23 protein-coding genes and 1 riboswitch are annotated in these 23,745 nt (G+C 73.8%); of the genes, 17 read left to right on the forward strand and 6 right to left on the reverse strand.

Translation table 11 applies throughout. The features are described 5' to 3' along the window. Positions 1-8: 8 nt before the first annotated feature. Positions 9-193: riboswitch (cobalamin riboswitch) on the reverse strand. 160 nt (positions 194-353) lie between these two features. The 7 genes from CUT83_RS07375 (at position 354) to CUT83_RS07405 (ending at position 8,913) form a co-directional block, all read left to right on the forward strand. Continuing rightward, positions 354-971 (forward strand): hypothetical protein, encoded by a 618-nt coding sequence (locus tag CUT83_RS07375; protein WP_240958308.1) that lies wholly within the window; start codon positions 354-356, stop codon positions 969-971. Positions 972-1,079: 108 nt separating this feature from the next. Continuing rightward, positions 1,080-1,817, forward strand: a complete 738-nt coding sequence (locus CUT83_RS07380; RefSeq protein WP_101255074.1) for a hypothetical protein — start codon at positions 1,080-1,082, stop codon at positions 1,815-1,817. After that, on the forward strand, positions 1,817-2,494 hold the full coding sequence (locus tag CUT83_RS07385; protein WP_101255075.1) for an RES family NAD+ phosphorylase: 678 nt from the start codon (positions 1,817-1,819) through the stop codon (positions 2,492-2,494). Before CUT83_RS07380 ends, CUT83_RS07385 begins: the two co-directional genes overlap by 1 nt. Positions 2,495-2,502: 8 nt before the next feature. Further along, on the forward strand, positions 2,503-6,273 hold the full coding sequence (locus CUT83_RS07390; protein WP_101255076.1) for a CHAT domain-containing protein: 3,771 nt from the start codon (positions 2,503-2,505) through the stop codon (positions 6,271-6,273). Positions 6,274-6,557: 284 nt separating this feature from the next. After that, on the forward strand, positions 6,558-6,998 hold the full coding sequence (locus CUT83_RS07395) for a MerR family transcriptional regulator (protein WP_101255077.1): 441 nt from the start codon (positions 6,558-6,560) through the stop codon (positions 6,996-6,998). 181 nt (positions 6,999-7,179) lie between these two features. Continuing rightward, positions 7,180-8,382, forward strand: coding sequence for an MFS transporter (locus CUT83_RS07400; RefSeq protein WP_101255078.1), 1,203 nt, complete (start codon positions 7,180-7,182; stop codon positions 8,380-8,382). Positions 8,383-8,553: 171 nt separating this feature from the next. Next, positions 8,554-8,913, forward strand: a complete 360-nt coding sequence (locus tag CUT83_RS07405) for a hypothetical protein (RefSeq protein ID WP_101255079.1) — start codon at positions 8,554-8,556, stop codon at positions 8,911-8,913. Between the two features lie 149 nt (positions 8,914-9,062). On the opposite strand, the gene rox is transcribed toward CUT83_RS07405, so the two are convergent. Together rox and CUT83_RS07415 are read right to left on the reverse strand one after the other, a co-directional pair. Further along, positions 9,063-10,496, reverse strand: a complete 1,434-nt coding sequence (rox, locus tag CUT83_RS07410) for a rifampin monooxygenase (RefSeq protein WP_101255080.1) — start codon at positions 10,494-10,496, stop codon at positions 9,063-9,065. A gap of 260 nt (positions 10,497-10,756) precedes the next feature. Beyond that, positions 10,757-11,098 (reverse strand): VOC family protein, encoded by a 342-nt coding sequence (locus tag CUT83_RS07415; protein ID WP_101255104.1) that lies wholly within the window; start codon positions 11,096-11,098, stop codon positions 10,757-10,759. Positions 11,099-11,246: 148 nt separating this feature from the next. On the opposite strand from CUT83_RS07415, the gene CUT83_RS07420 reads away from it, so the two are divergent. The 4 genes from CUT83_RS07420 (at position 11,247) to CUT83_RS07435 (ending at position 14,599) form a co-directional block, all read left to right on the forward strand. Then, positions 11,247-12,224 carry a GlxA family transcriptional regulator gene (locus CUT83_RS07420; RefSeq protein WP_101255081.1) on the forward strand — a complete coding sequence of 326 codons (978 nt, stop codon included), beginning with the start codon at positions 11,247-11,249 and terminating at the stop codon, positions 12,222-12,224. 55 nt (positions 12,225-12,279) lie between these two features. Continuing rightward, entirely contained in the window at positions 12,280-12,921 is a 642-nt protein-coding gene (locus CUT83_RS07425) for a DJ-1/PfpI family protein (RefSeq protein ID WP_101255082.1), read from the forward strand. Positions 12,922-12,980: 59 nt separating this feature from the next. Further along, positions 12,981-14,048: a DNA polymerase III subunit beta family protein gene (locus CUT83_RS07430; protein ID WP_101255083.1), complete on the forward strand. Its 1,068-nt coding sequence runs from the start codon at positions 12,981-12,983 to the stop codon at positions 14,046-14,048. Positions 14,049-14,122: 74 nt separating this feature from the next. After that, entirely contained in the window at positions 14,123-14,599 is a 477-nt protein-coding gene (locus CUT83_RS07435; RefSeq protein ID WP_101255105.1) for a hypothetical protein, read from the forward strand. A 235-nt stretch (positions 14,600-14,834) separates the two neighbouring features. On the opposite strand, the gene CUT83_RS07440 is transcribed toward CUT83_RS07435, so the two are convergent. Genes CUT83_RS07440 through CUT83_RS07450 form a run of 3 tightly spaced genes read right to left on the reverse strand, consistent with a single transcriptional unit; the run spans position 14,835 to position 17,485 of the window. Further along, positions 14,835-16,946: a caspase, EACC1-associated type gene (locus CUT83_RS07440; protein WP_101255084.1), complete on the reverse strand. Its 2,112-nt coding sequence runs from the start codon at positions 16,944-16,946 to the stop codon at positions 14,835-14,837. After that, the gene (locus CUT83_RS07445; protein WP_139238140.1) at positions 16,921-17,304 is read right to left on the reverse strand and encodes a hypothetical protein; all 384 of its coding nucleotides are present in this window, start codon (positions 17,302-17,304) and stop codon (positions 16,921-16,923) included. Before CUT83_RS07445 ends, CUT83_RS07440 begins: the two co-directional genes overlap by 26 nt. Positions 17,305-17,311: 7 nt before the next feature. Further along, positions 17,312-17,485: a DUF397 domain-containing protein gene (locus CUT83_RS07450; RefSeq protein WP_101255085.1), complete on the reverse strand. Its 174-nt coding sequence runs from the start codon at positions 17,483-17,485 to the stop codon at positions 17,312-17,314. 366 nt (positions 17,486-17,851) lie between these two features. On the opposite strand from CUT83_RS07450, the gene CUT83_RS07455 reads away from it, so the two are divergent. Then, positions 17,852-18,844: an alpha/beta fold hydrolase gene (locus tag CUT83_RS07455; RefSeq protein WP_101255086.1), complete on the forward strand. Its 993-nt coding sequence runs from the start codon at positions 17,852-17,854 to the stop codon at positions 18,842-18,844. Between the two features lie 91 nt (positions 18,845-18,935). Here the strand turns inward: CUT83_RS07455 and CUT83_RS07460 are convergent, their stop codons facing one another. Further along, on the reverse strand, positions 18,936-19,376 hold the full coding sequence (locus tag CUT83_RS07460) for a MarR family winged helix-turn-helix transcriptional regulator (RefSeq protein WP_101255087.1): 441 nt from the start codon (positions 19,374-19,376) through the stop codon (positions 18,936-18,938). Between the two features lie 88 nt (positions 19,377-19,464). Here CUT83_RS07460 and CUT83_RS07465 point away from each other — a divergent pair, with 88 nt between their 5' ends. From CUT83_RS07465 to dnaK, 5 genes are all read left to right on the forward strand, one after another. Next, on the forward strand, positions 19,465-19,875 hold the full coding sequence (locus CUT83_RS07465; protein ID WP_101255088.1) for a nuclear transport factor 2 family protein: 411 nt from the start codon (positions 19,465-19,467) through the stop codon (positions 19,873-19,875). A 141-nt stretch (positions 19,876-20,016) separates the two neighbouring features. Then, positions 20,017-20,718: a hypothetical protein gene (locus CUT83_RS30045; RefSeq protein WP_158238978.1), complete on the forward strand. Its 702-nt coding sequence runs from the start codon at positions 20,017-20,019 to the stop codon at positions 20,716-20,718. Between the two features lie 145 nt (positions 20,719-20,863). After that, positions 20,864-21,745, forward strand: coding sequence for a helix-turn-helix domain-containing protein (locus CUT83_RS07480; protein WP_101255090.1), 882 nt, complete (start codon positions 20,864-20,866; stop codon positions 21,743-21,745). Then, positions 21,742-21,930, forward strand: coding sequence for a DUF397 domain-containing protein (locus tag CUT83_RS07485; protein WP_101255091.1), 189 nt, complete (start codon positions 21,742-21,744; stop codon positions 21,928-21,930). The genes CUT83_RS07480 and CUT83_RS07485 overlap by 4 nt, the downstream gene beginning before the upstream one ends. Positions 21,931-22,144: 214 nt before the next feature. Next, on the forward strand, positions 22,145-23,745 hold a 1,601-nt coding region (dnaK, locus tag CUT83_RS07490), incomplete at its 3' end, for a molecular chaperone DnaK (protein ID WP_101255092.1).

The following is a 23,745-nucleotide window of genomic DNA, read 5'->3' on the forward strand; positions in this document are numbered from 1 at the left end:
ACCTCGTGGATGGTTGACGCGCCCTGGCCGGTCTCCTGGCTGACGGGTACCACCGCCCGGGCTCCGCCTTCCCGGGCCCCGAAGGACCCAGTGGCCGCCCGCGAGGGCTGGAGCCGGACTTCCCGATCACAGTGGCGAGGGCCGCACCGGTATCGCACCGGATTTCCCGTTCACCAAGGCGTGGCGACAGTAGTGCGCGCGCGGAAGCGTTGGCAAGCAGGCCTTATGCCGCGCATGAGCCCCCTCGTGGGCCCCCCGGGCCGTGCGTCCGGCCGGTGACGGGCCGGATACCGGGCGTTCTCCGGGCGGGGCGTTCACACGAGGGAGGTGCGCTGCTTCGCTGGTGGTGTGACGTGATCGACACCGCGGAGCGGAGCACCGGAGGCCGTATGGACGTGGGGAGCGCGACCACCCTGCTGGCCGCGGCCGTGGGAGTGGTCGGGACGCTGCTGTCCGCGCTGCTGACCCAGCGTGCGGCGGACCGCGGCCGGCAGCGCGAACAGGAGCGGGCCGAGCGGACGTGGGAGCGGCGCAGCGGGACACAGGAGCTGCGGTCGTGCTACGTGGCGTTCAACACCGCGACCCGGCGGTATCTGGCCGCGCTCACCGACCAGTTGCACGCCCTGGGCCGTGACGAGGACCCGCGCCCCGTGCGGCAGCGGCTGACCGAGGCGCGCGACCGGCACCGTGAGGTGTACGCGGAGGCCCAGCTGAGGGTGCCGGAGCGGGTGCTCGAACTCACGGGCGCCCTCAGCCGCGAACTGGGCGCGGTCTACGGCATGCTCCGGCGCCTGGACGAGGGTGTGCCGCGGACGGGGGACTGCGCCGCCGCCGCACAGGAGAGGATCGACGCGCTGTGGCGCGGGCTGCGGGAGGCGCGGCGCGAGATGAGGACCGACCTGGGCGTGTCCCGGTCGTCCGGCGGCGAAAGCGCCGGTTCCCGCCACCGTACGCCCGGCGGGTCGGCATAGTGGCGTTGCCACCGGGGGCGCCGGACCGTGGCGGAGACACCGGTCGCCCCCGTTCACCGGAGGATTCGGGCCGGGGCGGACCGGGACGGCCGGAGGAAAGGAGACCGGATGAACGAGGGCGGTGAGGGCCGGGCCGACAGGCTGCTCGCGCTGATCGGGGAACACCGGGCCGCCATCCGCGAGGCGCTCGACGACGAGCGGTACGCGGAACTGCTCACCGGACTGGAAGCACTCGCCGCGGCGGCGCCCGACGACGGCCCGGCGGTCCGCAGGGCACTCCAGGGCGTCCGTCTCGCCCTGCTGCCGCTGCCGTTCGGCCATCCGGTGAGCGCCGCGCTGGACTCCGTCCGGCTGGCCGCCGCGCCGCCCGGGCCGGGGGCCGTGGCGGGGGCACGGGAACTGGTGGCGCTGCTGGCGGCGGCCCCCTCGCAGCCACCCGCCGCCGGGGCCGCCGCCGGGGCCGCCGCCGGAGCTGCCGCCGGAGCTGCCGCCGGGGTCGGCGCCGACGGTGCGCCGGACGAGCTGCTGCGGGCGCCGGCCCTCTCCGCGGACGAGGCGCGGGCCCGGTGCGCCGGCGCGGCGCCGCCGCCCGAGCTGATCAGACTTCCGGACCCCGAACTCGGCGACCGCTACCCGCGGTTCCAGTTCGCCGCGGACGGCGGCACCCCGCACGAGGTCGTCCTTGAGGTCAACCGTCTCCTCCTCGCGGACATCGACCCCTGGGGGGCCGCGGCCTGGTGGCTCAGCGCGAACACCTGGCTGGACGGGACGCCCGCGGCGCTCCTCGGCCGGCTGCCCGACCGGCGGCTGGTCGAAGCGGCCGCCGCGCTGGTGGAGGGGGACTGATGAGCGGCCTCTTCCCCATGACCTCGCTGGAGTTGCGCCCCAACCGCCGGGTGATCCCGGCCGGCACGGAGCTGTGGCGGGTGCACAACACCCGTTACGAACCGAACGAGTTCAACCCGAAACTCGCCGACCCCTTCGAGTTCAGGGACGGCAACCGCTTCGACGGCACGCCGCTGGACCCGTACCACTGCCTGTACCTGGCGGACACCGCGACCACGGCCCTCGCGGAGAGCGTGCTGCGATCCCGGCCCTTCGAACCGCCGGCCGGCCGCCGCCGCATCCCCTACGCCACGGTCCGGGGCCGCTCGCTGAGTGTGCTGCGCACCAGGTGCGAGCTGACCTTGGTCTCCCTGATCGAGTCGAGGGACCTGGCCGCGGTCTGCCAGGAGGCCGCGCTGCTGGAGGACGAGAGGAACTACGTGCCGGCCAGGCGCTGGGCGAGCGAGATCCGGGCGCAGGCCCCCGACGCCATGGGACTGATCTGGCAGTCCCGGCACGACCGGCCGCGGCACGCCCTGGTGCTCTTCCACGACCGGTTCGCGCACTGCGACGGCAAACCACTGGACGTAATGCCCGGGAAGGGCATCCTGGATCTCGGCTCCGACGCCGGGATCGGGCGGGCGAACGGGCTCCTGGAACCGCTGCGCGCGGAGATCTCCCGGCCGGTACGGAGGTGAGCGGGGAAGTGGCGGAGGGGGAGCCGGCGGCTGCCGGGGGCGGGCGGGGCGACGGCACCGGGGCGGCGGAGCCGCGGGAGCGGGCGGCCGAAGCGGTCTTCGAGGCCTGGCGGCTGCTGGGCAGCCCGCGGGCGCCGGGCACATGGCCCGCGGAGGAGGACCTGGGGCCGGCGATCGGCCGGCTGGCCGCCGTCGAGAGGGAGCTGGTGGAGAGCGGGGAGGACTTCTCCGCCGTCTTCGTGTGCCTGGGCCTCCTGCTCGGCGCGCGCTGTATGAGCAGGCGGGAGAGCCCGTCCCCCGATCCCGGGGAGCGGGCCGAGGCGCTGCGGCGCCTGCGGTGGACGGACCGCAACGGGTCGCTCGCCGACACGGTCGCGCTGCAGGCCCGCATGGTGCTGCTCGTTCTGCTCGCGCCCTGGGCCCTGCCCCGCCCCGACGGCACCCGCACGGCCCTTCTGGACGCGCTGCTCGCCGCGGCCGACGGACGGGCGCTGACGCGGACGCTGCGCCGGGACCTCACCGAGGCCCGGGAGGTGGCCGGCCGCATCGCCGAGGCCCCGGTCGACCAGACTCCGTTCGACCGGGAGTTCCACCGGCAGGCGGCGAGGATCAAGCAGGACATCGAGCGGATGCTCGCCGCCGGTTCCCCTCCCTCCGAAGCCGGTCCCTCCTCCGGGGCCGGCACCCCCTCCGGCTCCGGTTCCCCCTCCGGGGCCGGGACCTCTTTCGAGGCCTCCGGCACCGAGGACGGCCTGCTCCCCGCCGTCCGCGGTCTGCTGGACCTGGCCGGCTCGTACAGCACCCCGCGGTTCACCCGCGTACTCGCCCACCTGGTCGTCGCCCTGCGGTCCGGGTTCGACGACGGCTCGTTCGCGGTCCTGGGACTGGACCCGGAAGTGGTACCGCTGCTGAGCAGGGCGGCGGCCCGCGGCGCGGCGGACGCCGACGGTGTCCGCCGCGCCGCCGGCCTGGCGCTCGGGGCACTGCGCGCGCTGCCGCCGGACGCGCCCGAGCGCGTCCGGGTGGCGAGGCTCCACGCCTATCTGCTGGTGGCGCTGGACTCCCTGGCGCCGGGAGCGGCCGACTTCAGCGCCGTGGAGCGCCCAGCGCCGGAAACGGACGGTGACGGCGACGGCGGCGGGGGCGACCGCCTCACGGAGTGGCCGGTCGGCGCCACCGTGGAACCGGGACTAATCCCCCACCTCGACAGCCGGCTGAGGGACTTCGTCGCCCACCTCGGCCTGCGCGAGCGGCGCATGGCGGCCAGGTTCGACCGGCTGCTGGCCTACCGGACCGGTGATCCGGGCTATCTGGAGGACGCCGCCGCCCTGCTCGGGGAGGCGGTCCGGGCGAGCCCCGCCGGCTCCTGGTGGGCGCTGGCCCTGGGGGCGGATCTGGCCGAGGTCCTGGAGCACGCCGCCGTGTTCGGCGGCAGCTTCCACGACGCGGAGGCGTCCCTGGCCACCCTGCGCGGCCTGCGCGCCGCCCTGGAGAGCGACGGCTCGGTGCCCCCCGACGCGCCGTTCGCGCTCGGCCTGGTGCTCTCCACCGCCGACCTCGAGCTGTACCGCGCCCAGCGCACCGGAGACCACCGGGCCCTGCCGCGTCTGAGGGAGGAGCTCCGCGGCCGGTACGCCGCCCTGCCGCCGCACAGCGGCCGGCGTGAGGAGCTGGCGGAGCGGCTGAGCCGGCTCGACGAACTGAGCGCACGTGCGCGCCGGGTCCGGCGGGCCGCCGGACCGGATCGGACCGGGCAGGAACAGACCGGGCAGGAACAGACTGGGCCGGAAGCCCTGGAGCAGGAGATCGCCAGGCTCCGCCGGAGCCTCGGTGACCCGGAGATCTACCATGACCAGCAGTACGACCGGCGCGCGGAACTCGGCCTGCTGCTGTTCCAGGCCGCACTGCGCGACGAGAAGGCCCCGGCGCTGCTGGACGAGGCCGTCACCGAGCTGACCCGGGCCCGTGCGCTGCTCGCCGGGGGACGCGGCGGAAAGCACCGTGTGGACATCCTGACGAAGCTGGCCGAGGCCCATGTCGTGCGCGCCGCGCGGGGCGGCCCGCACAGAGACGCGGACAGACGGGCGTTCGTGGAGGTCACCCGCGAGGCGCTGGGCGAACTGGCCGCCGACGTCCTGCTCCAGGCCGGGGCCGACCACGGGCTGTCGGCGGCCCTCAGCGGCGCCCTGCTGTCACGGCGGCTGGCTTTCGCGGCCTTCCTCACCCGGCGGCCGGCCGACGCGGTGGCCGACCTGGAGAAGGGGCGCGCCCTGGTGCTCCAGACGGCCGCCGCCTCCCGGAGCGTCCCCGAACTCCTCGACGCGGCGGGCCACTCCGGACTGGCCCGGCAGTGGCGCGCCCAGGTCCCCGCCCGGGCCCTTGCGGACCCGCAGCCGGCCGCCGGTCCGCCGGTTCCCAGCGCCCTGCGGCGCAGGGCGCTGACCGCGCTGGGCGTCCGCCCCGGTGTCGGGGAAGGTCCGGGCGTCCGTCGGTTGGTGGGCGCGGCGGACGCGGCCGGGCTGACCGCCGGCCTCGCCGCCACGGGCACCGACGCGCTGGTCTACCTGGTGCCCGGCATGCCGCTGCCCAGCGGCTCGTTCCCCGGCCACGCGCTCATCCTGCGCCCCGGCGCGGCCCCGGCCACGCTCCCCCTGCCGGAGCTGAAGGACCCGGGCGGCCCGCCGCTGGAGCGGTACCTCGACGCCGCGGCGGAACGCTCCCGGGTGCTCGCCGACCCGGACGCGGACGTGTCACGGCCGGCCGGCCGCGAGGAGCGCTGGCAGGAGGCGCTGGACACCCTGTGCGAGTGGGCCTGGCAGGCGGTGATGGGACCGCTGCTCGCGGCCGTACGTCCGACGGCGCCGGACGGGCCGGCCCGCCCCCCGCGGATCGTGCTGGTGCCCTGCGGCCGGCTCGGCGCCGTGCCGTGGCACGCGGCACGCACCCGGGGCCCCGGGGAGCACGGCCACCGCTACGCCTGTCAGGAGGCCGTCCTCGGCTACGCCCCCTCCGGCGCCCAGTTCCTGGCCGCGGCCGGCCGGCGCCGGATCCCTCCCGCCGCCGGCCGGCAGGTCCTGGTCGCCGACCCGGAACTGACCCTGCCGTGGGCCGAGGTGGAGACGGTCGCCCTGCGCACCGCCTGCTACCCCGGGGCGCTCCGCTACGGCGAGTTCCTCACCGCCGACGGGGCCCGGGACGCCGCGGGCACGCCGGAGGAACTGCTCGCCGTACTGCCCGGCGGTGCGTCGCCGGCGTCCGTGGTCCATCTGTCCTGCCACGCCCTCGCCGCGCCGCGCCCCACCGGCTCCGCGCTGCGGCTGGCGTCCCCGCCCGGCGCGGGCCGGGACGCCGGCCGGCTGACCGTGGCCGCGATCCTGGACGGCGCCGCCGGACGCCGGACGGACGCGGCGGGCCCGCTGGTCGTGCTCAGCGCCTGCGAGACCGATCTGAGCACGCGCCACCACGACGAGGCGCTGACCCTCGCCACCGCACTGGTCGCGGGCGGTGCCGCCGATGTCGTGGGATCCCGCTGGGCGGTGCGCGACGGGCCGACCTCCGTGATGATGGCGGTCTTCCACCACCATCTCACCGCCGGCGGGCTGGCCCCGCCGGACGCCCTGCGCGCCGCCCAGATGTGGATGCTCGACCCGCACCGCGAGCCCCCGCCCACCCTCGGCGGTCTCCTGCGCCGCGAGGCCGCCCGTCCCGACCTCCACCGCCTCCACCACTGGGCCGCCTTCACCCACCAGGGCAACCCGGCTCCCCTGCCCGCGAGTTGAGGCGGCGGGCCGGGAGGGCGGGATCCGTCCGCGCCGGAACGGCCGGAACGCCCCGCTCGCCCGCGGGCTGCCCCGCTCGCCCGCGGGCTACGCTGCCGGGGTGACGCGGCAAGCCACCCAGGAGCAGCGGCGGTCCGCCGACCACGGGCCGCGGTCCGCCGCCCGCCGCCCGCCGCATCGACGGGGGAAGCAGCCGGTGCGTCGCCGCGGTTGTCCGTTGTGCGCCGCCGGCCGTGACGCGGCCGGCGGCCGCCTCGTGGGCCTTCGCCGTGAAAGGGAGACACGTGCAGATCGGGGAGTTGTCCGAGCGGACCGGGGCGAGCCGCCGGTCCATCCGGTACTACGAGCAGAAGGGGCTGCTGCGGTCCCACCGCACCGCCAAAGGGTGGCGTGAGTACGACGAGGAGGCCGTCAACAGGGTCCTCAACGTCAGGGAGCTGCTGGCCTCCGGGCTGACCGTCGAGGACATCCTGCGGGTCGAGCCCTGCCTGTCCATGGAGATGGCCGACTTCATGTCCTGCTCCGACGCCGACCACGCGATCTCGATGTACGAGGAGCGGCTGGCCGTCATCGACGAGAAGGCCGCCCTGCTCCGGCGCCACCGCGAGGAACTGGTCCGCCGCATCGCCCTGCTGCGCACCCGGTCCGGAGCCGACGGGTTCGAGGAGCTCCTCGGGAAGGCACGCGGAGCGGGCCGGAGGCCGGGGCCGGGGGAGCGGGCTTGACCCTGACACCGGTGTCACCACCTAGCGTCCCGGAAGTGCGCGGATCCGGGTGGCGGCAGGCGTGGAGCCCGCCGCCGCCCGGGTCCCGGTTCCCATCGCTACGAGCGCGCGTCCCCTGAGCGCAAGGGCCGGTCTCCCGTTCCCTCGCTGCTCCGGCGCGCGTGACGGAGGTTCGCCCGACATGAGAAGCACTCCGCCGAGCTGGCTCGCGGTGCTGTTCCTGACCCTTCTGGCCACGGCCACCGACGAGTTCATCATCGCCGGTGTGCTCAGGGCCGTCGCGGCCGACCTGGACGTGAGCGTCCCGGCGGCCGGGCAGCTGGTGACGGTGTTCGCCGTCGTCTACGCGCTCGGGGCGCCGACGCTGGCGGTCGCCTTTGAACGCTTCCCCAAGCGCACCGTGATGATCGCGGGCCTGCTGGTCTTCGTGCTGGCCAACGCCGCCGCCGCGCTCGCGCCGGGGTACTGGCCGCTGATGGCGGCCCGGGTGCTCGCCGCCCTGGCCGCGGCCGTGGTGACCTCGGCCGCCTTCACCACGGCGGCCATGGGCGCGCCCGAGAGCATGCGGGGACGCTACCTCGGCGTGGTCACGGCGGGTATGACGGCGGCGCTGTTCACCGGTGTGCCGCTGGGGACGTGGCTCGGCGGAGCCTTCGGCTGGCGGGCGACGTTCTGGCTGATCGCCGCGGTGGGGGCGGTGGCCGCGCTCGGACTCCTGGCCACCGCGCCGCGCATCGGCGGCAGCGAGCCCGCACCGCTGCGCGAGCGGCTCGCCCCGCTGCGGAACACGGCCGTGCTGCGCCTGGTGGCGGTCACCTTCCTGGCGGCGAGCGGCGGCCTGATGTTCTACACCTATCTCGCGGCCTACACCGCCGAGGTCGCCGGCGGCTCCCACGGGCTGCTGTCGGTGATGCTCCTGACCGTCGGCGTCGCCGGTCTGCTCGGCGCGGTACTGGCCGGTCGCGCGGCCGACGCGCTGGGTCCGCGCCGCAGCCTCCGCCTGGTCGTCGGCGGGCACGCCCTCGCGCTGGCGCTGGCCGCGGCCCTGGTGTTCGGCGGCATCGGCGACCCGGTCGTGCTGGGCGCGGTCATCGCCTTCTGGGCGGTGTTCGCGTGGGGTCTGAACCCTCCGGTCCAGGGGAGCATCATGGGCGCGGCCGGACCCCGGGCGGCGATGACCGCCCTCGCGCTGAACATCAGCGGCCTCTACCTCGGCACCGGTGTGGCGGGCGCGCTCGGCGGCGCCGTCATCGGCGTCGCGGGCGTTGGCTGGGTGCCGGTGGCGGCCACCGCGCTGATGACCCTGTCCTTCCTCCTCACCCCGCGTACGGCACCCGGGAAGCGGGCCGGGGACGCAAACGCCCCCCGGCTCACCGAAGCCTGAGCCCCCGCCGGGGCGGCGCCGCTTTCCGAGCGTCCACCACCGCTGCCGGTCGGTCCCCTGCGACATGATGACCGTACGGCCACACGTCGAGAGCCGCGCCGGGTCGCTCGTGGACGCGGCAGGGCTCAGGGGGTGGGCCTTGCCCCGCTCACAACGGGGAGGAAGGTTTTGATGACCGGGAAGGACCTGGAGCGGCTGCTGCGGGCCAAAGGGGGAGAGGTCGGAGTCCTCTGCGCGAAGGCTCTGGCGAGGGGCGCGGAGCACGAGGTCTGGGAAGGGGAGGCCAAGGCCGACTGGATCGCCGCCATGTACGCAAGGAGGGAGCGTCGCGTGCGCAAGGCCGGGCAGCCCTCCATCGGTTTTCCCGGGGCGGTCGCCGACCTGCGTGCCTACACGGGCGACCACGTTCTCATCGGTTACGTGGACGACCGGCCCTGCGGCGGCTTCTACTTCCAGCTCTTCCTCGACCCGTGGGCGGCGCACATCGTCGCCTGCCTGGGCGTACGCCCGTCCCCGCGGAGTGACCGGTGAGTACGGAACGGAGGTGCCGGAACCTCCGAGGTATTGGACGGAACGAGGGACCTTCGGCGCCGGCAGTGACAAGGGAAGAAGCCCGAGAAGGGCGGAGCGGGCGGCAGACGCCCGACGGCTGAGACGGCCGCCCCGGACCCCACCCCGGCTCAGCCGGGGGTGGCGGGGCCGAACCACCTGGGCAGGTGGTCGAGCAGCCCGGACTGCTCCTCCCCCGCCCACGCCACATGGCCGTCCGGGCGCAGCAGCACCGCGGGCGCGTCCAACTCCCCGCCGGTGTCGGTGACATGGTCGACGCGGTCCGCCCAGCCCGCCACCGACAGCCGGCCGGTCCCGTCCAGCAGCAGCCCGCGTCCGCCGCGCGTCAGCTCGTACAGGCGGCGGCCCCGCCCCAGCTTCACATCCGGCAGCCGCCGGCCGAGCAGTTCGTGGCCCCGGCCGAAGTCGTAGCGGACCGAGATCGCGGTGATCTTCTCGGTCAGATGCCGGTTGACCTCCTCGAAGTCCATCAGCTCCGACACCAGCCGGCGCACCGACCGCGGGCCGGGCTCGGTGGACATCAGCGTCATCTGCGCGCGGGTGTTGTCCAGTACGTCGGCGGCCACCGGGTGCCGTTCGTCGTGGTAGCCGTCCAGCAGCCCCTCCGGCGCCCAGCCGCCGACCTCGGCGGCCAGTTTCCAGCCCAGGTTGAAGGCGTCCTGGATGCCGAGGTTGAGACCCTGGCCGCCGACCGGGGGGTGGATGTGGGCGGCGTCGCCGGCCAGCAGCACCCGGCCGGCCCGGTAGCGCTCGGCCTGCCGGGTGGCGTCGCCGAAACGCGAGAGCCAGCGCGGCGAGTGCACGCCGAAGTCGGTGCCGGCGACCGCCCGCAACCGCTCCCTGACCTCCTCCAGCGTCGGCGGGACGGTGCGGTCCTCGGCCAGCCCCTCGGCCGGTACGACGACGCGGTAGACGCCCTCCTCGACGGGCCCGACGCCGAACCGCAGCTGGGCCTTGCGCACATCGGCCACCACGGACGCGATCACCGCCGGGTCCTCGGTCGCCTCCATCTCGCCCAGCAGCGTCTCGACCCCGGCGGGCTCGCCGGGAAAACCGACGCCGAGCAGTTTGCGCACCGTGCTGCGGCCGCCGTCGCAGCCGACGGCGTAGCGCGAGCGCAGCCGCGTACCGTCGGCCAGCTCGACGGTCACCCCCTCCTCGTCCTGCTCCAGCCCGGTCACCTCGCGGCCGCGCCGGATCTCGGCGCCCAGCTCGGCGGCGCGCTCGGCCAGCAGGCGGTCGGTGACCGGCTGCGGGATGCCCAGGACGTAGGAGTGCGCGGTGTCCAGCCCCTCGGGCGAGGGCTTGGGGATGCCGGCGAAGAATCCGCCGACCGGGTACTGCGTGCCGTGCGCGAGGAACCGGTCCAGCAGACCGCGCTGGTCCATCACCTCGATGCTGCGCACATGCAGGCCGAGCGCGCGGACGACCCTGGTCGGCTCCGCCTCCCTCTCCAGCACCACCACGCGCACACCGTGCAGCCGCAGCTCGCAGGCCAGCATCAGACCGGTCGGCCCGGCGCCGGCGATGATCACGTCGATCACGGAAGTCCCCCATGTGAAGAGAATCGGTCCCGGGCCGGCCGCTCCGCGCTTCCCGTAAGCACGCAGAAGCGCGCAAAGCGCGTGAAACCCGTCATTTGCTCGGTTTCCGGCCCAGGACGATGATTCTGCGGCAAGACCCGGGTCTTGCCGCAAGGCCCCCGTTGCGCTATAGGTTGAAGATGGCGGGGTGGATCTTTTCCCTCGCCGGGTGCCGACTGTGCCAGTCGGCCGTGCGGGTCGGCCGTACGAGCCGTCCGCGATCAGAGCGGAGGGCCGCCGAACCCGATCTCGTTCCCCTCCGGATCGCGGTATGTGACCTTGCGGACGCCGTTCGGATAGGTCTCCCGGTCGGCCGGCTCCAGGCCCCGGGCGGTGATGCCGGCCACGAGGGCGTCGAGGTCGTCGACGAAGACGGTGTGCAGGGCGTGGCCGGCGTGCTCGGGCCGCCGCTCGATGAACACCGAACGGTGTTCCGCCAGTTCCCACACGGCCTCCGTCTCGCTCGCGACGAACGTCGGCGGGGAGCCGAGCAGCCGTTCGTACCAGTCCAGTGCCGCCGCGTAGTCGTCTACACAGATGCCTGCGAACAGATCCACGGTCATGCGGGCATGGTAGGTCCGGCGCACGCGGACCCCGGCCGTTCGCCGTCCCGGCCCGGTCACCGGCGCGTGGGGGCGGGCTCCTCCCATGGCAGGAAAGGTGGGAAAGCCGTCATTGCCGCCATCCGGGCCGGCTGCCAGGCTGAGGCGCATGAAGCCCCACAGCGTGCTCATCGTCCTCTACGACGACGTGCAGAGCCTGGACGTGACCGGCCCGCTGGAGGTGTTCGCGGGAGCGGGCACGGCGACCGGACGGCCGGGCACCTACCGCATCACGACCGCCGGACCCGGCGGCGGGCCGGTGCGCACCAGCAGCGGAATGCGTCTGCTGCCCGACGAGGACCTCGACCGCGCCGGACCGCCCCACACCCTCCTGGTGCCCGGCGGGCGCGGCACGGTCGATCCCGATCCGGCCGTGGTGCGGCGGATCGCCGAACTGGCCCCGGCCGCCGAGCGCGTGGTGTCGGTGTGCACGGGCGCCTTCCTGCTCGCCGAGGCCGGACTGCTGGCCGGACGGCGGGCCACCACGCACTGGGCGCGCTGCGACAGCCTCGCCCGGCGCTTCCCGGACGTCGAGGTCGATCCCGAACCGATCTACGTCAGGGACGGGAACATCTCCACCTCCGCCGGCGTCACGGCGGGGATCGACCTGGCCCTGGCCCTGGTCGAGGAGGACCTCGGCCGGGACACCGCACTCCTGGTCGCCAGACACCTGGTGATGTTCCTGCGCAGGCCGGGCGGCCAGGCGCAGTTCAGCACACAGCTGGCCGCCCAGCTCGCCGAGCGGCACCCGCTGCGCGAGGTCCAGCGCTGGATCGCCGAACACCCCGGCGACGACCTGTCGGTCGAGGCCCTGGCCGGCCGCGCCGCGATGTCGCCCCGCCACTTCGCCCGTGCCTTCGCCGCCGAGGTCGGCACGACGCCCGGACGCTACGTGGACGGGGTCCGGCTGGAGACGGCCCGCCGGCTCCTGGAGGACACCGGGGACGGCGTCGAGGAGGTCGCCCGCTCCTGCGGCTACGGCACCCCGGAGGCGATGCGGCGCGCCTTCGTCCGTGCCCTGGCCGTACCGCCCGCCGAGTACCGGCGCCGCTTCCGCACCGCCCACCGGGCCCACCAGGCCCACTGAGCCGAGCCCGCAAACCCACCGAACCTGATCGAACCCACCGAACCGGAGGAAGACGATGCAGGTCGCCATCCTGCTGTACGACCGCTTCACGGCGCTGGACGCCGTCGGCCCCTATGAGATCCTCTCCCGCGTCCCCGGCACGGAGGTGGTCTTCACCGCCGCCCGCCCCGGCCCCGTCCGCACCGACATGGGCAGTCTGGCCCTGACCGCGGACGCCGCACTGCCGGAGGTGACGGAGCCCGACGCCGTCCTCGTCCCCGGCGGCCCCGGTGTCGCGGACCTGCTCGCGGACGGGCCCGTCCTGGACTGGCTGCGCGGCGCCGACGCGGGCACCGCCTGGACGGCCTCGGTCTGCTCCGGCTCCCTGCTGCTGGGCGCGGCCGGGCTGCTGGCCGGACGACGGGCCACCTCGCACTGGATCTGCCTGGACCGCCTGCGCGCCCTCGGGGCCGTCCCCACCCCGGAGCGGGTCGTCACCGACGGCAAGTACGCCACCGCCGCCGGGGTCTCGGCCGGCATCGACCTCGCCCTCCACCTGGCCGGGCGCATGGCCGGCGACGAGGTGGCCGAGGCCGTGCAGCTCGTCGTCGAGTACGACCCGCAGCCGCCCTACAACACCGGCTCCACCGCCACCGCGCCCGCCGCCCTGGTGGAGTCCCTGCGCGCGAGCGACCTCGTCGTCGGCGCCCGGGCCTGAATCCCTTACCCCGTACCCGGTGTTGACCTTCGACCTGCTTGAAGCCCGACGATGACCGGGTGCCGAATTCCGAGCTGATGCCCATCGGGGTCTTCGCCCAGCGCACCGGTCTGACCCCCAGCGCGCTGCGGTTCTACGCCGACTCCGGGCTGCTGCCCCCCGCCGAGACCGATCCGGTCTCGGGCTACCGCTACTACGGCGCCGACCAGGTGCCACGGGCCACCACCCTGCGCCGGCTCCGCCGGATCGCCATGCCTTTGACCACAGCCAGGGCGGTGCTCGACGCCGGGCCCGGCGAGGCGTCCCGGCTGATCGACGAGCATGTCGCGAAGGTACTCGGGGACGCGGCGGCGGTACGGAGGGACGCCGCCGCGCTCAAGTCCTCGCTCCACGGCGTGCCGAGCCGGCCGGTCGCCGCGCTGAAGGGGCCGGTACTGGCCGACGCGGTCGAGCAGGTCCTGACCGCGACCGCGTGCGATCCGGAGCTGCCGGTACTGGGCGGGCTGCGCGTCGAGGCGACCGCCTCGGCGGTCGCGCTGACCGCGACCGACCGGTACCGGCTCTCGACCCGGACACTCGTCCCCGCCGAACCGGCGGCCACGGCCTGGGCCGCCACGGTCGACGGCGGTGAACTGCGTTCCGCGACAGGCGAGATGCGCCGCAGCCCGCTGGTGCGGATCGAGGCGACGCCGTACGGTATCCGGCTGCGCACGGCGGGACGGGAGGACCGGCACTGCCGGGTGCTGACGGAGGAGTTCCCCGACCACCACCTGATGCTCGCCTCCCTGCCGGAGGCCACCACCCGCGCGACGGTGGCGAAGGACGCGCTGCTGCGGGCACTGGAGGAACACCCGGGCGAGCGGATCGAGTTGCACGTCACCCGGCACGGCCTGGCCCTCCCGGCGTCCGGCGAACACCCCGGCGCCCTGCTCCCGGCCACCGTGACGGGAGGAGAGGTGCGGGTCTTCTTCGAGCTGACCACCCTCTACCCGGCCGTCAGCACCGCCATCGGCCCCGATGTGATGCTCGATCTGCGCGGGACCGATCTGCCCGCTACGGTCCGCTCAGCCGACCGCGGCGACCTGACCACCTGGGCCATGCCCGCCGGCCCCGACCACCGCGCCTGACCGAGAACCACGAGGAGCACTCACCAGTGACCACCACCCCCGCCTCCGCCGCACCCGCCGCCCCCGACCCGACGATGGAGGCCATCGGCGCCGCCGTCGCCGAAGGACAGAACGGCCAGGCACAGACCGCCCGCCGCGAACTCCTGGACCTGTGGTCCGCGATCGGCCCCACCGGCGACCCGCTGCACCGCTGCACCCTCGCGCACCACCTGGCGGACCTCCACGAGGACCCCGCCCAGGCCCTGGCCTGGGACGTCCGGGCCCTGGACGCCGCCGACGCCGTGACCGAACAGCGCCTTCGGGAACACCACGCCGGTCTGAGCGTCGCCGCCCTCTACCCGTCCCTGCACCTCAACCTCGCCGACGACTACCGCCGGCTCGGTTCGTTCGACGCCGCGGCCGAGCACATCGAAGCGGCCCGCCAGCATCTCCCCGGCCTCCCCGGGGGCGTTTACGGCGACTTCCTGCGCACCGCCGTCGAGCAGGTGGCCGAGGCCATCACCCGGCGCGACACCGCCAAGCGGTCCTCCGCCCCGGGCCCCACCGCATGACGCGCGTACAGCGCGCCTCGGACGGCACTCCCCCGAACCGCCCTGGCACCGTGCCGTACCCGCGTCCGATGACCAGCGCCTGTGGTGTGCTGTCCGCGACGGTCGAGGGGGCGTGCACTGCCGAACAACTGCCCGCTTTCCGTGCACGGGACCACGATCCGGGCCCTGGACACGCTGTGGCCGGTGGGGCGTGCAGGTGGCTTCGAAGCGGCCGGTGCGAACGGATTTTCGGGTGTTACGGCAGCTCCCAGACGTAAGCGATCGAATGACCGCCGAACTGGAACTGCCAGACGTACACGCCGTCGCGGCCCGCTGTGATGAGATGCCGACCGTCCGGGAGGAAACCGAGGGCTTCGGGCTTGGTCCGGTGGCCGCCTGTCATGAGATACAGCCGCCGCGCGGTCCTTGGATCCCAGAAACTCACTTCACCGTTGGTGCCGGCGGTGGCCAGGAGGTGGGAGTGCGGGAAAGCGAAGACATCGGTGGCCTGACCGGATCCCTGGCCCAGAGCGGCCAGTTGGCCGCCGGTGTCCGGGTCCAGCAGGTGTACGCCGGATCCGGCACCGACACCCAGGAGTTCCCCGTCCGGACTGAACGCGACGCGCCCCACATGCCCGCTGCCGACCAGGAAGAGGTACCGGGGCTTACGCCACTTCCGAGCGTCCCAGAGGACCACGGAGCCGTCCGCGCCCCCGGCGCTCACCAGCCGTTGGCCGTCGGGCCGGAACGTCAGACCGGCCACCTCGCTCTCGTGGCACTGCACCCTTGCCACCTGTTTACCCGAGTGCGTGTCCACCACCCGTACCACCCCCGTGCTGGTCCCCATGGCCAGAGTGAACCCGTCGGGGCTGAAGGCCAGTGCGGTGATGAGCGGATCACGCCCCTGGGGGTCCTTGTCGATGCTGCGCTCCACCTGCCCCGTGAACGTGTCCCAGACGACGATCGAGCCGTCGGCACCGTCGGCGGCGAGCCGTCGGCTCCCCGGGGCGATGGCGATTCGTGTGGCGAGTGTCGCCTCGCCGTCCGCCAGGACGCGCGGCCGTTTCCGGGTCTCATCCCAGAGCCGAATGCTGCCGTCGTCGCTTGAGATGGCGAGGAAATCCCCTTTCGGACCGTAGGTGATGGTCCGGACCTCGCCGTCAAGACCGGGCAGTGTGCTCACGTGACGGCCCTGCACAGCCTCCCAGACCTGCGGGGGCCCGCCGTCGACCGAGATGGCGACCAACGGGATCGAGACCCCGGAGCGAATGGTCATGGCTGTGACCCGCCGCTCCTGCTCGGGGATGCCGGAGGTGCCCCAGACCGGCAAGGCGTGCAGTGGGTCGCTACGGGTGCGGCCACGGGTACGGAAGACATGGTCCCGCACGGACTCAGCCGTCGGCGTGGGTACAGGGGTGGGCGCTGACGTGGGCGCGGGCGGGGATGCGGGCGCTGGTGTGGGCGCAGGCCCGGTGGCAGCACGCAGGGCGATGGGCCTGCCACCGGCCGGGCGTGGACGTCGCGACCGGCGACGCCGCTGGACCGGCCACCACAGATTCGCCGCGCCAGCGGTCGCGGGCGGCGCGGTGGCCGCCCGTGCGAGCCAGATCCGTCCCTCGCCTCCGAACACCCAGCGCTGCGGTGTTTGCTCGGCTCCCCGCTCCGCCACATACGCGGACGCGTGGTCGAACGCGTCCTCGACCGAGATGTACCCGTCGCCGTCCGCGTCGGCGGCGCCCGTACGGAGCCCGTCGACCAGACCGGTCGTGAACACCGAACCCTCCGGAACGGCCGTCCCCGTCAGGCTCTCGCCCTCGAAGGAGTACTCACGGGACCGCGAGGCCGTCAGAACGGCCCGCCCTCGCCCGTGCCCCACGATCCGGGACTCCAGGTCCACGTCACGCTCGCCGGACTTCGCCCCCTGCGCGAACGCACCACTGAAACAGCAGTCCAGGATGACGACCTGGCGCCGAGCCCGGCACTCGTCCAGTTGCTCCAGCAGCCATCCGGACTCGACACCGGTCGAGGCGAGCCGCCCCTTGCGGGTGTCCGCGCCCGCGAAGTACAGGCGCCCGCGCGCGTCGAGCAGACCGTGGCAGGAGAAATACACCAGCAGCAGCTCGTCCGTGCCCCGCCCGGAGAGGAAGTCGTCGACGCCACTGCGGATCTCCTGCGCTGTCGGGTCGGTGAGCCCGCGCACGTCGAAGCCGCCGATCTCCGGGGCGCCCAGAACCTCCGCGAGCGCCTCCGCGTCCCTGGCCGGGGCCCGAAGCCGGGCCAGCCCGGCGTCCGCGTACGCGGACACGGCGACGACGAGCGCGGACCGCCGCCCGGGCGGCAGCTCAGGAAGTGATGTTCTGCCGCTCAAGCCAGATCTCTATCAGTCGGTCCTGCTGCTCCGAACTGATGCCCGTCACCTTCAGCGAGTCCTCGCCGAACGTGATCTCCACCGACTTCTCACTGCGCGCCGCCCACCGCTTGACGGCGCCCACCACGGCACGCGCGCCCTGTGCTATGCCGACCCGGACGAGCAGCGCGCCCACCGTGGTGCCCACACCCTTGGCCAGCGGGGGCAGGTCGTCCGCAGCCAGCGGATCGACGCCCGCCACATCCAGTTCGAGCAGTTCGGTCCGCAACTGGCCCGCCAGATAATCCAGTTCGGCGCCATCCTCGTCCGCTTCGGGGACGACCCGCAGCACCAGCGACTCCGTGGTCATATCGCCCATGACTTCCTCACCTTCCGTTGCCGAGTGCGACGAGGGCCGCCCGGGCGGCGGGGGAGCCGGCGCACACCGGGTCGTCCGGGGACCTGGAGCCGTGTGTGTGGACGGCGGAGGAACGAGCGGCGGCCTCGGCGCAGTCGCCGGCTTCGCCCCCGCTGCGGTCCGACCCGGACCAACCGGTCATGGCACCCTCCGAGAACGCTCCGGCAGACGGCGCCGTCCTCCGGAGGGCGGCGCCCACGATCACAGCATTCCACAGGAGACTGACAGGGACTCACCTCGCCGGAAAAGCGGGTGAAGTACCTGCCGCCCTCGACTCATGAGGAACTCGCCGGTGCCCCGAACAGGTTCGCCCTCCCGGGAACCACCGGGCGCGGGTGCGGGCGACCGGCCGTGCCGGCACACACCGCCGGGGCAGGGGGTTGCCGGACCGGCAAACGGGCTCGCCCTCCGGGCGGGGTCTCCCAGATGATCGGAGCCGAGCCGCCGGAGGGCCGGAGAAGACCGGCCCGCCCCACGGCGGCGCCCCACGGCCCTTGAGGAGGCCCCCATGCCACAGCACGACGGGCGACACACCACGGAGACCACCCACCGGTCGGTGCCCTCGCCGGGAGGCCGGATCCACCTGGTGGAGCAGGGCAGCGGGCCGCTGGTGCTGCTCGTCCACGGCTTCCCGGAGTCCTGGTACTCCTGGCGCCACCAGCTGCCGGCCCTCGCGGCGGCGGGATACCGCGCGGTCGCGATCGACGTGCGCGGCTACGGCCGCTCCTCCAGACCGGCCGCCACGGACGCCTACCGGATGCTTCACCTGGTGGAGGACAACGTCGCGGTGGTACGCGCCCTGGGCGAGGAGACGGCGGTGGTCGTCGGCCACGACTGGGGCTCGCCCATCGCCGCGAACTCCGCGCTGCTCAGACCGGAGGTCTTCCGCGCCGTGGGACTGCTGAGCGTCCCCTACAGCCCGCGCGGCGGGCCGCGCCCCGGCGAGGTCTTCGCACGGATGGGAGGGGAGGAGGAACTCTACGTCTCCTACTTCCAGCGGCCCGGCCGCGCCGAGGCCGAGATCGAACCCGATGTGCGCGGCTGGCTCGCGGGCCTCTACGCGGCCCTGTCCGCCGACACCATGCCCGCACCTGGCGCCCCCGACCCGCACTTCGTCGGCAGGGGCGCGACGATGCGGGAGCGGTTCCCCGCCGGCCGGCTGCCCGCCTGGCTGGGTGAGGAGGAACTCGACTTCTACGCTGGGGAGTTCGAGCGCACCGGCTTCACCGGGGCACTCAACCGTTACCGCAACATGGACCGCGACTGGGAGGACCTCGCCGCCTTCGACGGCGCCCCCGTCACCCAGCCCTCGCTGTTCATCGGCGGCGGCCTGGACGCCTCCACGACCTGGCTGGCCGACGCGATCGAGGCGTATCCGACCACGCTGCCCGGCCTGGTGGCCTCCCATATCCTCGACGGCTGCGGCCACTGGATCCAGCAGGAGCGGCCCGCCGAGGTCAACCGCCTGCTGACCGACTGGCTCGCCACCCTGCCCGCCTGAACCGCGCCTCCTGCCGTACCTCCGCCCGCACCACCTGGGCGGCGCCCCCGCGCGGCGCCGTGTGCCGGGCGGGCGGGGCGGGGCGGGTGGATCAGTGCGGTTCGTGGTGGGTGAGGACACGGCCGAGCAGGCGGGTCAGGGTCTGCCGGTCCTCGGCCGACAGCGGCCCGAGCAGGTCGTCCTGCACCCGGTCGAGCACCTCGTCCATGCGCCGCAGTTGCCGCAGGCCGTCCTCGGTGAGCGTCACCCTGTTGCGCCGTCCGTGGTCCGGGTCCGGCGTCCGGTCGACGAAGCCCCGCTCGGCCAGTTCGCCGACGGCCGCCACGACGTCGCTGCGGTCGACTCGGCACCGGCGGCCGAGCTCGGCCTGGCTCGCGGGCCCGAACTCGTGCAGAGCGGCCAGGATACGGTAGTGGTATCCGCGCGCCCCGGTGGCCGCGAAGCCGTCGAAGGCCAACCGGCGTGCGTACAAGGACAGTTGGCCGATCAGCCAGCTCGGCTTCGTCGTCAGGCGCTCGGGGGGCTCGTCCATGGGTTCCACTCTAAACGGTGTTGGTTCGACCAACACACTGCCTTAGTGTTGGTCGGACCAACATTTTTTCCACAGCAAGGGGGATGCCGTGCCCGACGACACCCGGACCGCCGACCGCATCGAGATCGCCGACCTGTTCGCCCGTCTGGCCAACCTGCTGGACGAACACCGCCACGAGGACGCCCACACCGTCTACAGCGACGACGTCGTGGTGCACTCACCGCGCGGCGAGCTGCACGGTCTCGGCGAGGTGACCGCCCTTCTGCGGCGGAGCCGGGTCGAGGGGGAGCGCACCCAGCATGTGCACGGGGACGTGCTGGTGAGCGTGGACGGCGACCGCGCCGAGGCCACCGCGAACCAGATCGTGTACTTCCACCGCGACGGCGGACCGCCCCACCGCACGAGCGGCCTGCGGGTGGCGGGCACCGCCGTAAGGACCCCGGCGGGCTGGCGGTTCGGCGACATGCGGATCACGCTCGCCTGGGCGCAGGGGGGGTGACGGGCAGGGGCGGGCCCGGAGCCCGCCCCTGCCGCGATCCCCGTCCGGGCGCTGAGCGGGCCGGGGCATAGCGTGGTGCGGTGAACGAGGGCGCGGGCGGACCCGCGACCGCCCGGTGGCAGGGATGCGGGGGAGTCGAGGATGACGGGGAAGACCGGATCGCGGGCGCGGCGCAGGGTCGTCGGCGCGGGAGTGGCGGCGGCCGTGCTGGCGGCCCTGGCCACGGCGGGGTGGTACGGCTACGTGTGGCTGGCCGAGCCGATGGACGTCCTGTCGAGCACCGGCGAGGTCGACGCGGCCAGTCGCGATGCCGGTCCGGAGGGGGAACGCCGCCTGGAGGAGATCGTCGACCGCCTGCCGGGCGTGTCACGGCAGTTGGGCGCCGCCGCGAAGGACCACTGCCTGCGCCACCCCGCCTTCGAGGGCGAGCCGCCCGGCCCGCTGGGCTGCCAGTGGCGGCTGGAGCGGTACGTCGTCCTCGACGGCGACCCGGGCGAGGTCGGCGAGAAGTGGGCGGAGGCGCTCGGCGAGGACCGGTGGACCGGCTCGCCGGAACCGCTGCCGGTGAACTTCTCCCCTTCCTCCGAACGGTACGAGTACCGCGACGTGCGCACCCGCGACCGCCTCGTCGTCACGCTGGTCCGGGACGGCGCCGACCTGCCGCTGCTGTACGCCCCGCCCACCATCGAGCCGTTCGTCGAACACGAGCGGGGGCGGCGGGACTTCACCGGGCGGGGGGCGGCGCGGGAGGCGGTGGCGGAAGGACGCCGGGTCGCCAGGGTCTCGCTGCTGCACGCCTACCACGCCCAGGAGGGCGACGCCCCCTTCGAGCCGCTGCGCTGACCGCCCGTGCCCTGGCGGTGGACCGCGTACGCCGGGTGACCGTACGCGCACTCCGGGTGGACGGCGCGCGGCCCTTTCGGTAACTCTGGGCGGGTTCGGCCGCGGGGGAGACCGCGCGTACAGCACAGCACCGGGAGGGCCGCCCATGACCACAGACGACGCCTGCGCCACGGAGGAAGTGGATCCGGGAGCGGACCCTGAAGTGGACCTGGGAGGGGAGCCGACCCCCTCGAGCAGCCTGCGCACCTTCGGCGCGGTCGTCCAGGCCCTGCGCGAGCACGCGGGCCTGAGCCGCGCCGAACTCGGCACCTGGGTGCGGTACTCCAAGCACACGGTGGCCTCGGTGGAACTGGGCCGCCGGATGCCCGACGAGTCCTTCGTGGAACTGGCCGAGATCGCCCTCGGCGACACCGGCGCCCTGCGCAAGGCCGCCAAGTACCTGACACGCGGCGAACCGGGCCTGGCCGCCTGGTTCTGCCAGTGGGCCCGCCTGGAACGGCTCGCGGTGAGCCTGGCCACGTACGAGTGCCGGCTGGTGCCGGGGCTGTTGCAGACGGAGGGGTACGCGCGCGCCGTGTTCGAAAACAGCATCCCTCCGCTGTCCGACGAGCAGATGGAAGCGCAGGTGGCCGCTCGACTGGACCGGCAGCGGATCATCAGGGAACGCCCCAACACCTTGTTCAGCTTCGTCATGGAGGAGTACATCGTCAGGCGCCGCCTCGGCGGTGACGAGGTGGCGCGTGAACAGCTGGACCACATCTTGACCGTCGCCCGACTTCGCAATGTGTCCGTCCAGATCATGCCGACCGACACCGTGTGCCACGCGGGGCTCGACGGTCCGCTCGCCCTCCTGGAGACACGGGACGGGAAGCGCCTCGCCTACTCGGAGGGGCAGGAGAGCGGCCGCTTCATCGCCGACCCGAAAGAGGCCGCCACTCTGCATCAGCGATATGCGACACTCCGCGCACAGGCCCTCAGCCCTTACGAGTCCACGGGCCTGCTGGAGCGGATCAGAGGAGCGCTATGAGCAGCAACACCGAACTGGCCTGGTTCAAGTCCAGTTACAGCGGAACCCAGGGCGACAACTGTATCGAGGTCGCCGTCACCGGGCAGGCCGTGCACGTGCGGGACTCCAAGGACGTGAGCCGCCCGGCCTTCGCGGTCGGCCGCGAGGGCTGGGGCCGGTTCGTGCGGCACATAACGGGGGAGTAGCGCGGGACGCACCCCGGCGGAAGAAGCTCCAGCGAGGCGGGCGGCACCCACGGGTGCCGCCCGCCTCGCTGTGTCTCCGGATGGCGGCCTCCGGCCGCGCCCGGCCGCACTTGACTTGGGTCGACTCAAGTTTTATGCAGGAGGTACAGGCATAAGAAGCCCGGTTCCCGCACCGTGCGCCGGTGGGCGGCGGTGGCGAGAGGAGGGACCACAAGTGGCACGAGCGGTAGGCATCGATCTGGGCACCACCAACTCCGTGGTGTCCGTGCTGGAGGCCGGCGAGCCCACGGTCGTCGCCAACGCCGAGGGCGCCAGGACCACGCCGTCGGTGGTGGCGTTCGCCAGGAACGGCGAGGTGCTGGTGGGCGAGGTCGCCAAGCGGCAGGCGGTGACGAACGTGGAGCGCACCGTCCGCTCGGTCAAGCGGCACATGGGCGAGGAGGGCTGGCGCTTCCCCGCCACGGGAGACGTGGACGGCAGGCGGTACGCCGCCCAGGAGATCTCCGCGCGGGTGCTGCAGAAGCTGAAGCGGGACGCCGAGGCGTACCTGGGCGAGAAGGTCACCGACGCGGTGGTCACCGTCCCCGCCTACTTCAACGACGCCCAGCGCACGGCGACGAAGGAGGCCGGGGAGATCGCGGGCCTGAACGTCCTGCGCATCATCAACGAGCCGACCGCGGCCGCCCTGGCCTACGGGCTGGAGAAGGAGGACCAGACGGTCCTGGTCTTCGACCTCGGCGGCGGCACCTTCGACGTCTCGCTGCTGGAGATCGGCGAGGGCGTGGTGGAGGTGAAGGCCACCAACGGCGACACGCACCTGGGCGGCGACGACTGGGACCAGCGGATCGTCGACCACCTGGTCAAGCAGTTCAAGAACGCCCACGGGGTGGACCTGGCCAAGGACAAGATGGCCGTCCAGCGGCTGCGCGAGGCGGCGGAGAAGGCGAAGATCGAACTGTCCTCCGCGACGGAGACGACCATCAGCCTGCCCTATGTCACCGCCTCGGACCAGGGTCCGCTGCACCTGGACGAGAAGCTCACCCGGGCCCGGTTCCAGGAGCTGACCGCCGACCTGCTGGAACGCTGCAAGGGGCCCTTCCACCAGGCCGTGAAGGACGCCCGGACCTCGGTCTCCGACATCGACCACGTCGTGCTGGTCGGAGGGTCCACGCGGATGCCCGCGGTGACGGATCTGGTCCGCGACCTCACCGGCAAGGAGGCGAACAAGGGCGTCAACCCCGACGAGGTCGTGGCCATCGGCGCCTCGCTGCAGGCCGGTGTCCTCAAGGGCGAGGTCAAGGACGTCCTGCTGCTGGACGTCACCCCGCTGTCCCTGGGCATCGAGACCAAGGGCGGCATCATGACCAAGCTGATCGAGCGCAACACCACGATCCCGACCAAGCGCTCGGAGATCTTCACCACCGCCGAGGACAACCAGCCCAGCGTGCAGATCCAGGTGTACCAGGGCGAGCGGGAGATCGCCGCGTACAACAAGAAGCTGGGCATGTTCGAGCTGACCGGGCTGCCGCCGGCGCCGCGCGGGGTGCCGCAGATCGAGGTCACCTTCGACATCGACGCCAACGGCATCATGCACGTGTCGGCCAAGGACCTGGGCACCGGCAAGGAGCAGCGGATGACCGTCACCGGCGGCTCGGCGCTGCCCAAGGACGACATCGAGCGGATGATGCGGGAGGCCGAGCAGTACGCGGAGGAGGACCACCGGCGCCGGGAGGCGGCCGAGACCCGCAACCAGGCCGAGCAGCTCGTCTACACCACCGAGAAGTTCCTGACGGACAACGCCGACAAGGTGCCCGG

Source organism: Streptomyces barkulensis (assembly GCF_002843305.1).
GTDB classification, from domain to species: domain Bacteria; phylum Actinomycetota; class Actinomycetes; order Streptomycetales; family Streptomycetaceae; genus Streptomyces; species Streptomyces barkulensis.

Bases quoted from the DNA above. Each gene is read 5' to 3' on its own strand.
- CUT83_RS07380 (WP_101255074.1), top strand. From the start codon at position 1,080: ATGAACGAGGGCGGTGAGGGCCGGGCCGACAGGCTGCTCGCGCTGATC.
- CUT83_RS07385 (WP_101255075.1), top strand. From the start codon at position 1,817: ATGAGCGGCCTCTTCCCCATGACCTCGCTGGAGTTGCGCCCCAACCGC.
- CUT83_RS07400 (WP_101255078.1), top strand. From the start codon at position 7,180: ATGAGAAGCACTCCGCCGAGCTGGCTCGCGGTGCTGTTCCTGACCCTT.
- CUT83_RS07405 (WP_101255079.1), top strand. From the start codon at position 8,554: ATGACCGGGAAGGACCTGGAGCGGCTGCTGCGGGCCAAAGGGGGAGAG.
- CUT83_RS07415 (WP_101255104.1), bottom strand. From the start codon at position 11,098: ATGACCGTGGATCTGTTCGCAGGCATCTGTGTAGACGACTACGCGGCG.
- CUT83_RS07420 (WP_101255081.1), top strand. From the start codon at position 11,247: ATGAAGCCCCACAGCGTGCTCATCGTCCTCTACGACGACGTGCAGAGC.
- CUT83_RS07425 (WP_101255082.1), top strand. From the start codon at position 12,280: ATGCAGGTCGCCATCCTGCTGTACGACCGCTTCACGGCGCTGGACGCC.
- CUT83_RS07435 (WP_101255105.1), top strand. From the start codon at position 14,123: ATGGAGGCCATCGGCGCCGCCGTCGCCGAAGGACAGAACGGCCAGGCA.
- CUT83_RS07445 (WP_139238140.1), bottom strand. From the start codon at position 17,304: ATGGGCGATATGACCACGGAGTCGCTGGTGCTGCGGGTCGTCCCCGAA.
- CUT83_RS07450 (WP_101255085.1), bottom strand. From the start codon at position 17,485: ATGACCGGTTGGTCCGGGTCGGACCGCAGCGGGGGCGAAGCCGGCGAC.
- CUT83_RS07455 (WP_101255086.1), top strand. From the start codon at position 17,852: ATGCCACAGCACGACGGGCGACACACCACGGAGACCACCCACCGGTCG.
- CUT83_RS07460 (WP_101255087.1), bottom strand. From the start codon at position 19,376: ATGGACGAGCCCCCCGAGCGCCTGACGACGAAGCCGAGCTGGCTGATC.
- CUT83_RS30045 (WP_158238978.1), top strand. From the start codon at position 20,017: ATGACGGGGAAGACCGGATCGCGGGCGCGGCGCAGGGTCGTCGGCGCG.
- CUT83_RS07480 (WP_101255090.1), top strand. From the start codon at position 20,864: ATGACCACAGACGACGCCTGCGCCACGGAGGAAGTGGATCCGGGAGCG.
- CUT83_RS07485 (WP_101255091.1), top strand. From the start codon at position 21,742: ATGAGCAGCAACACCGAACTGGCCTGGTTCAAGTCCAGTTACAGCGGA.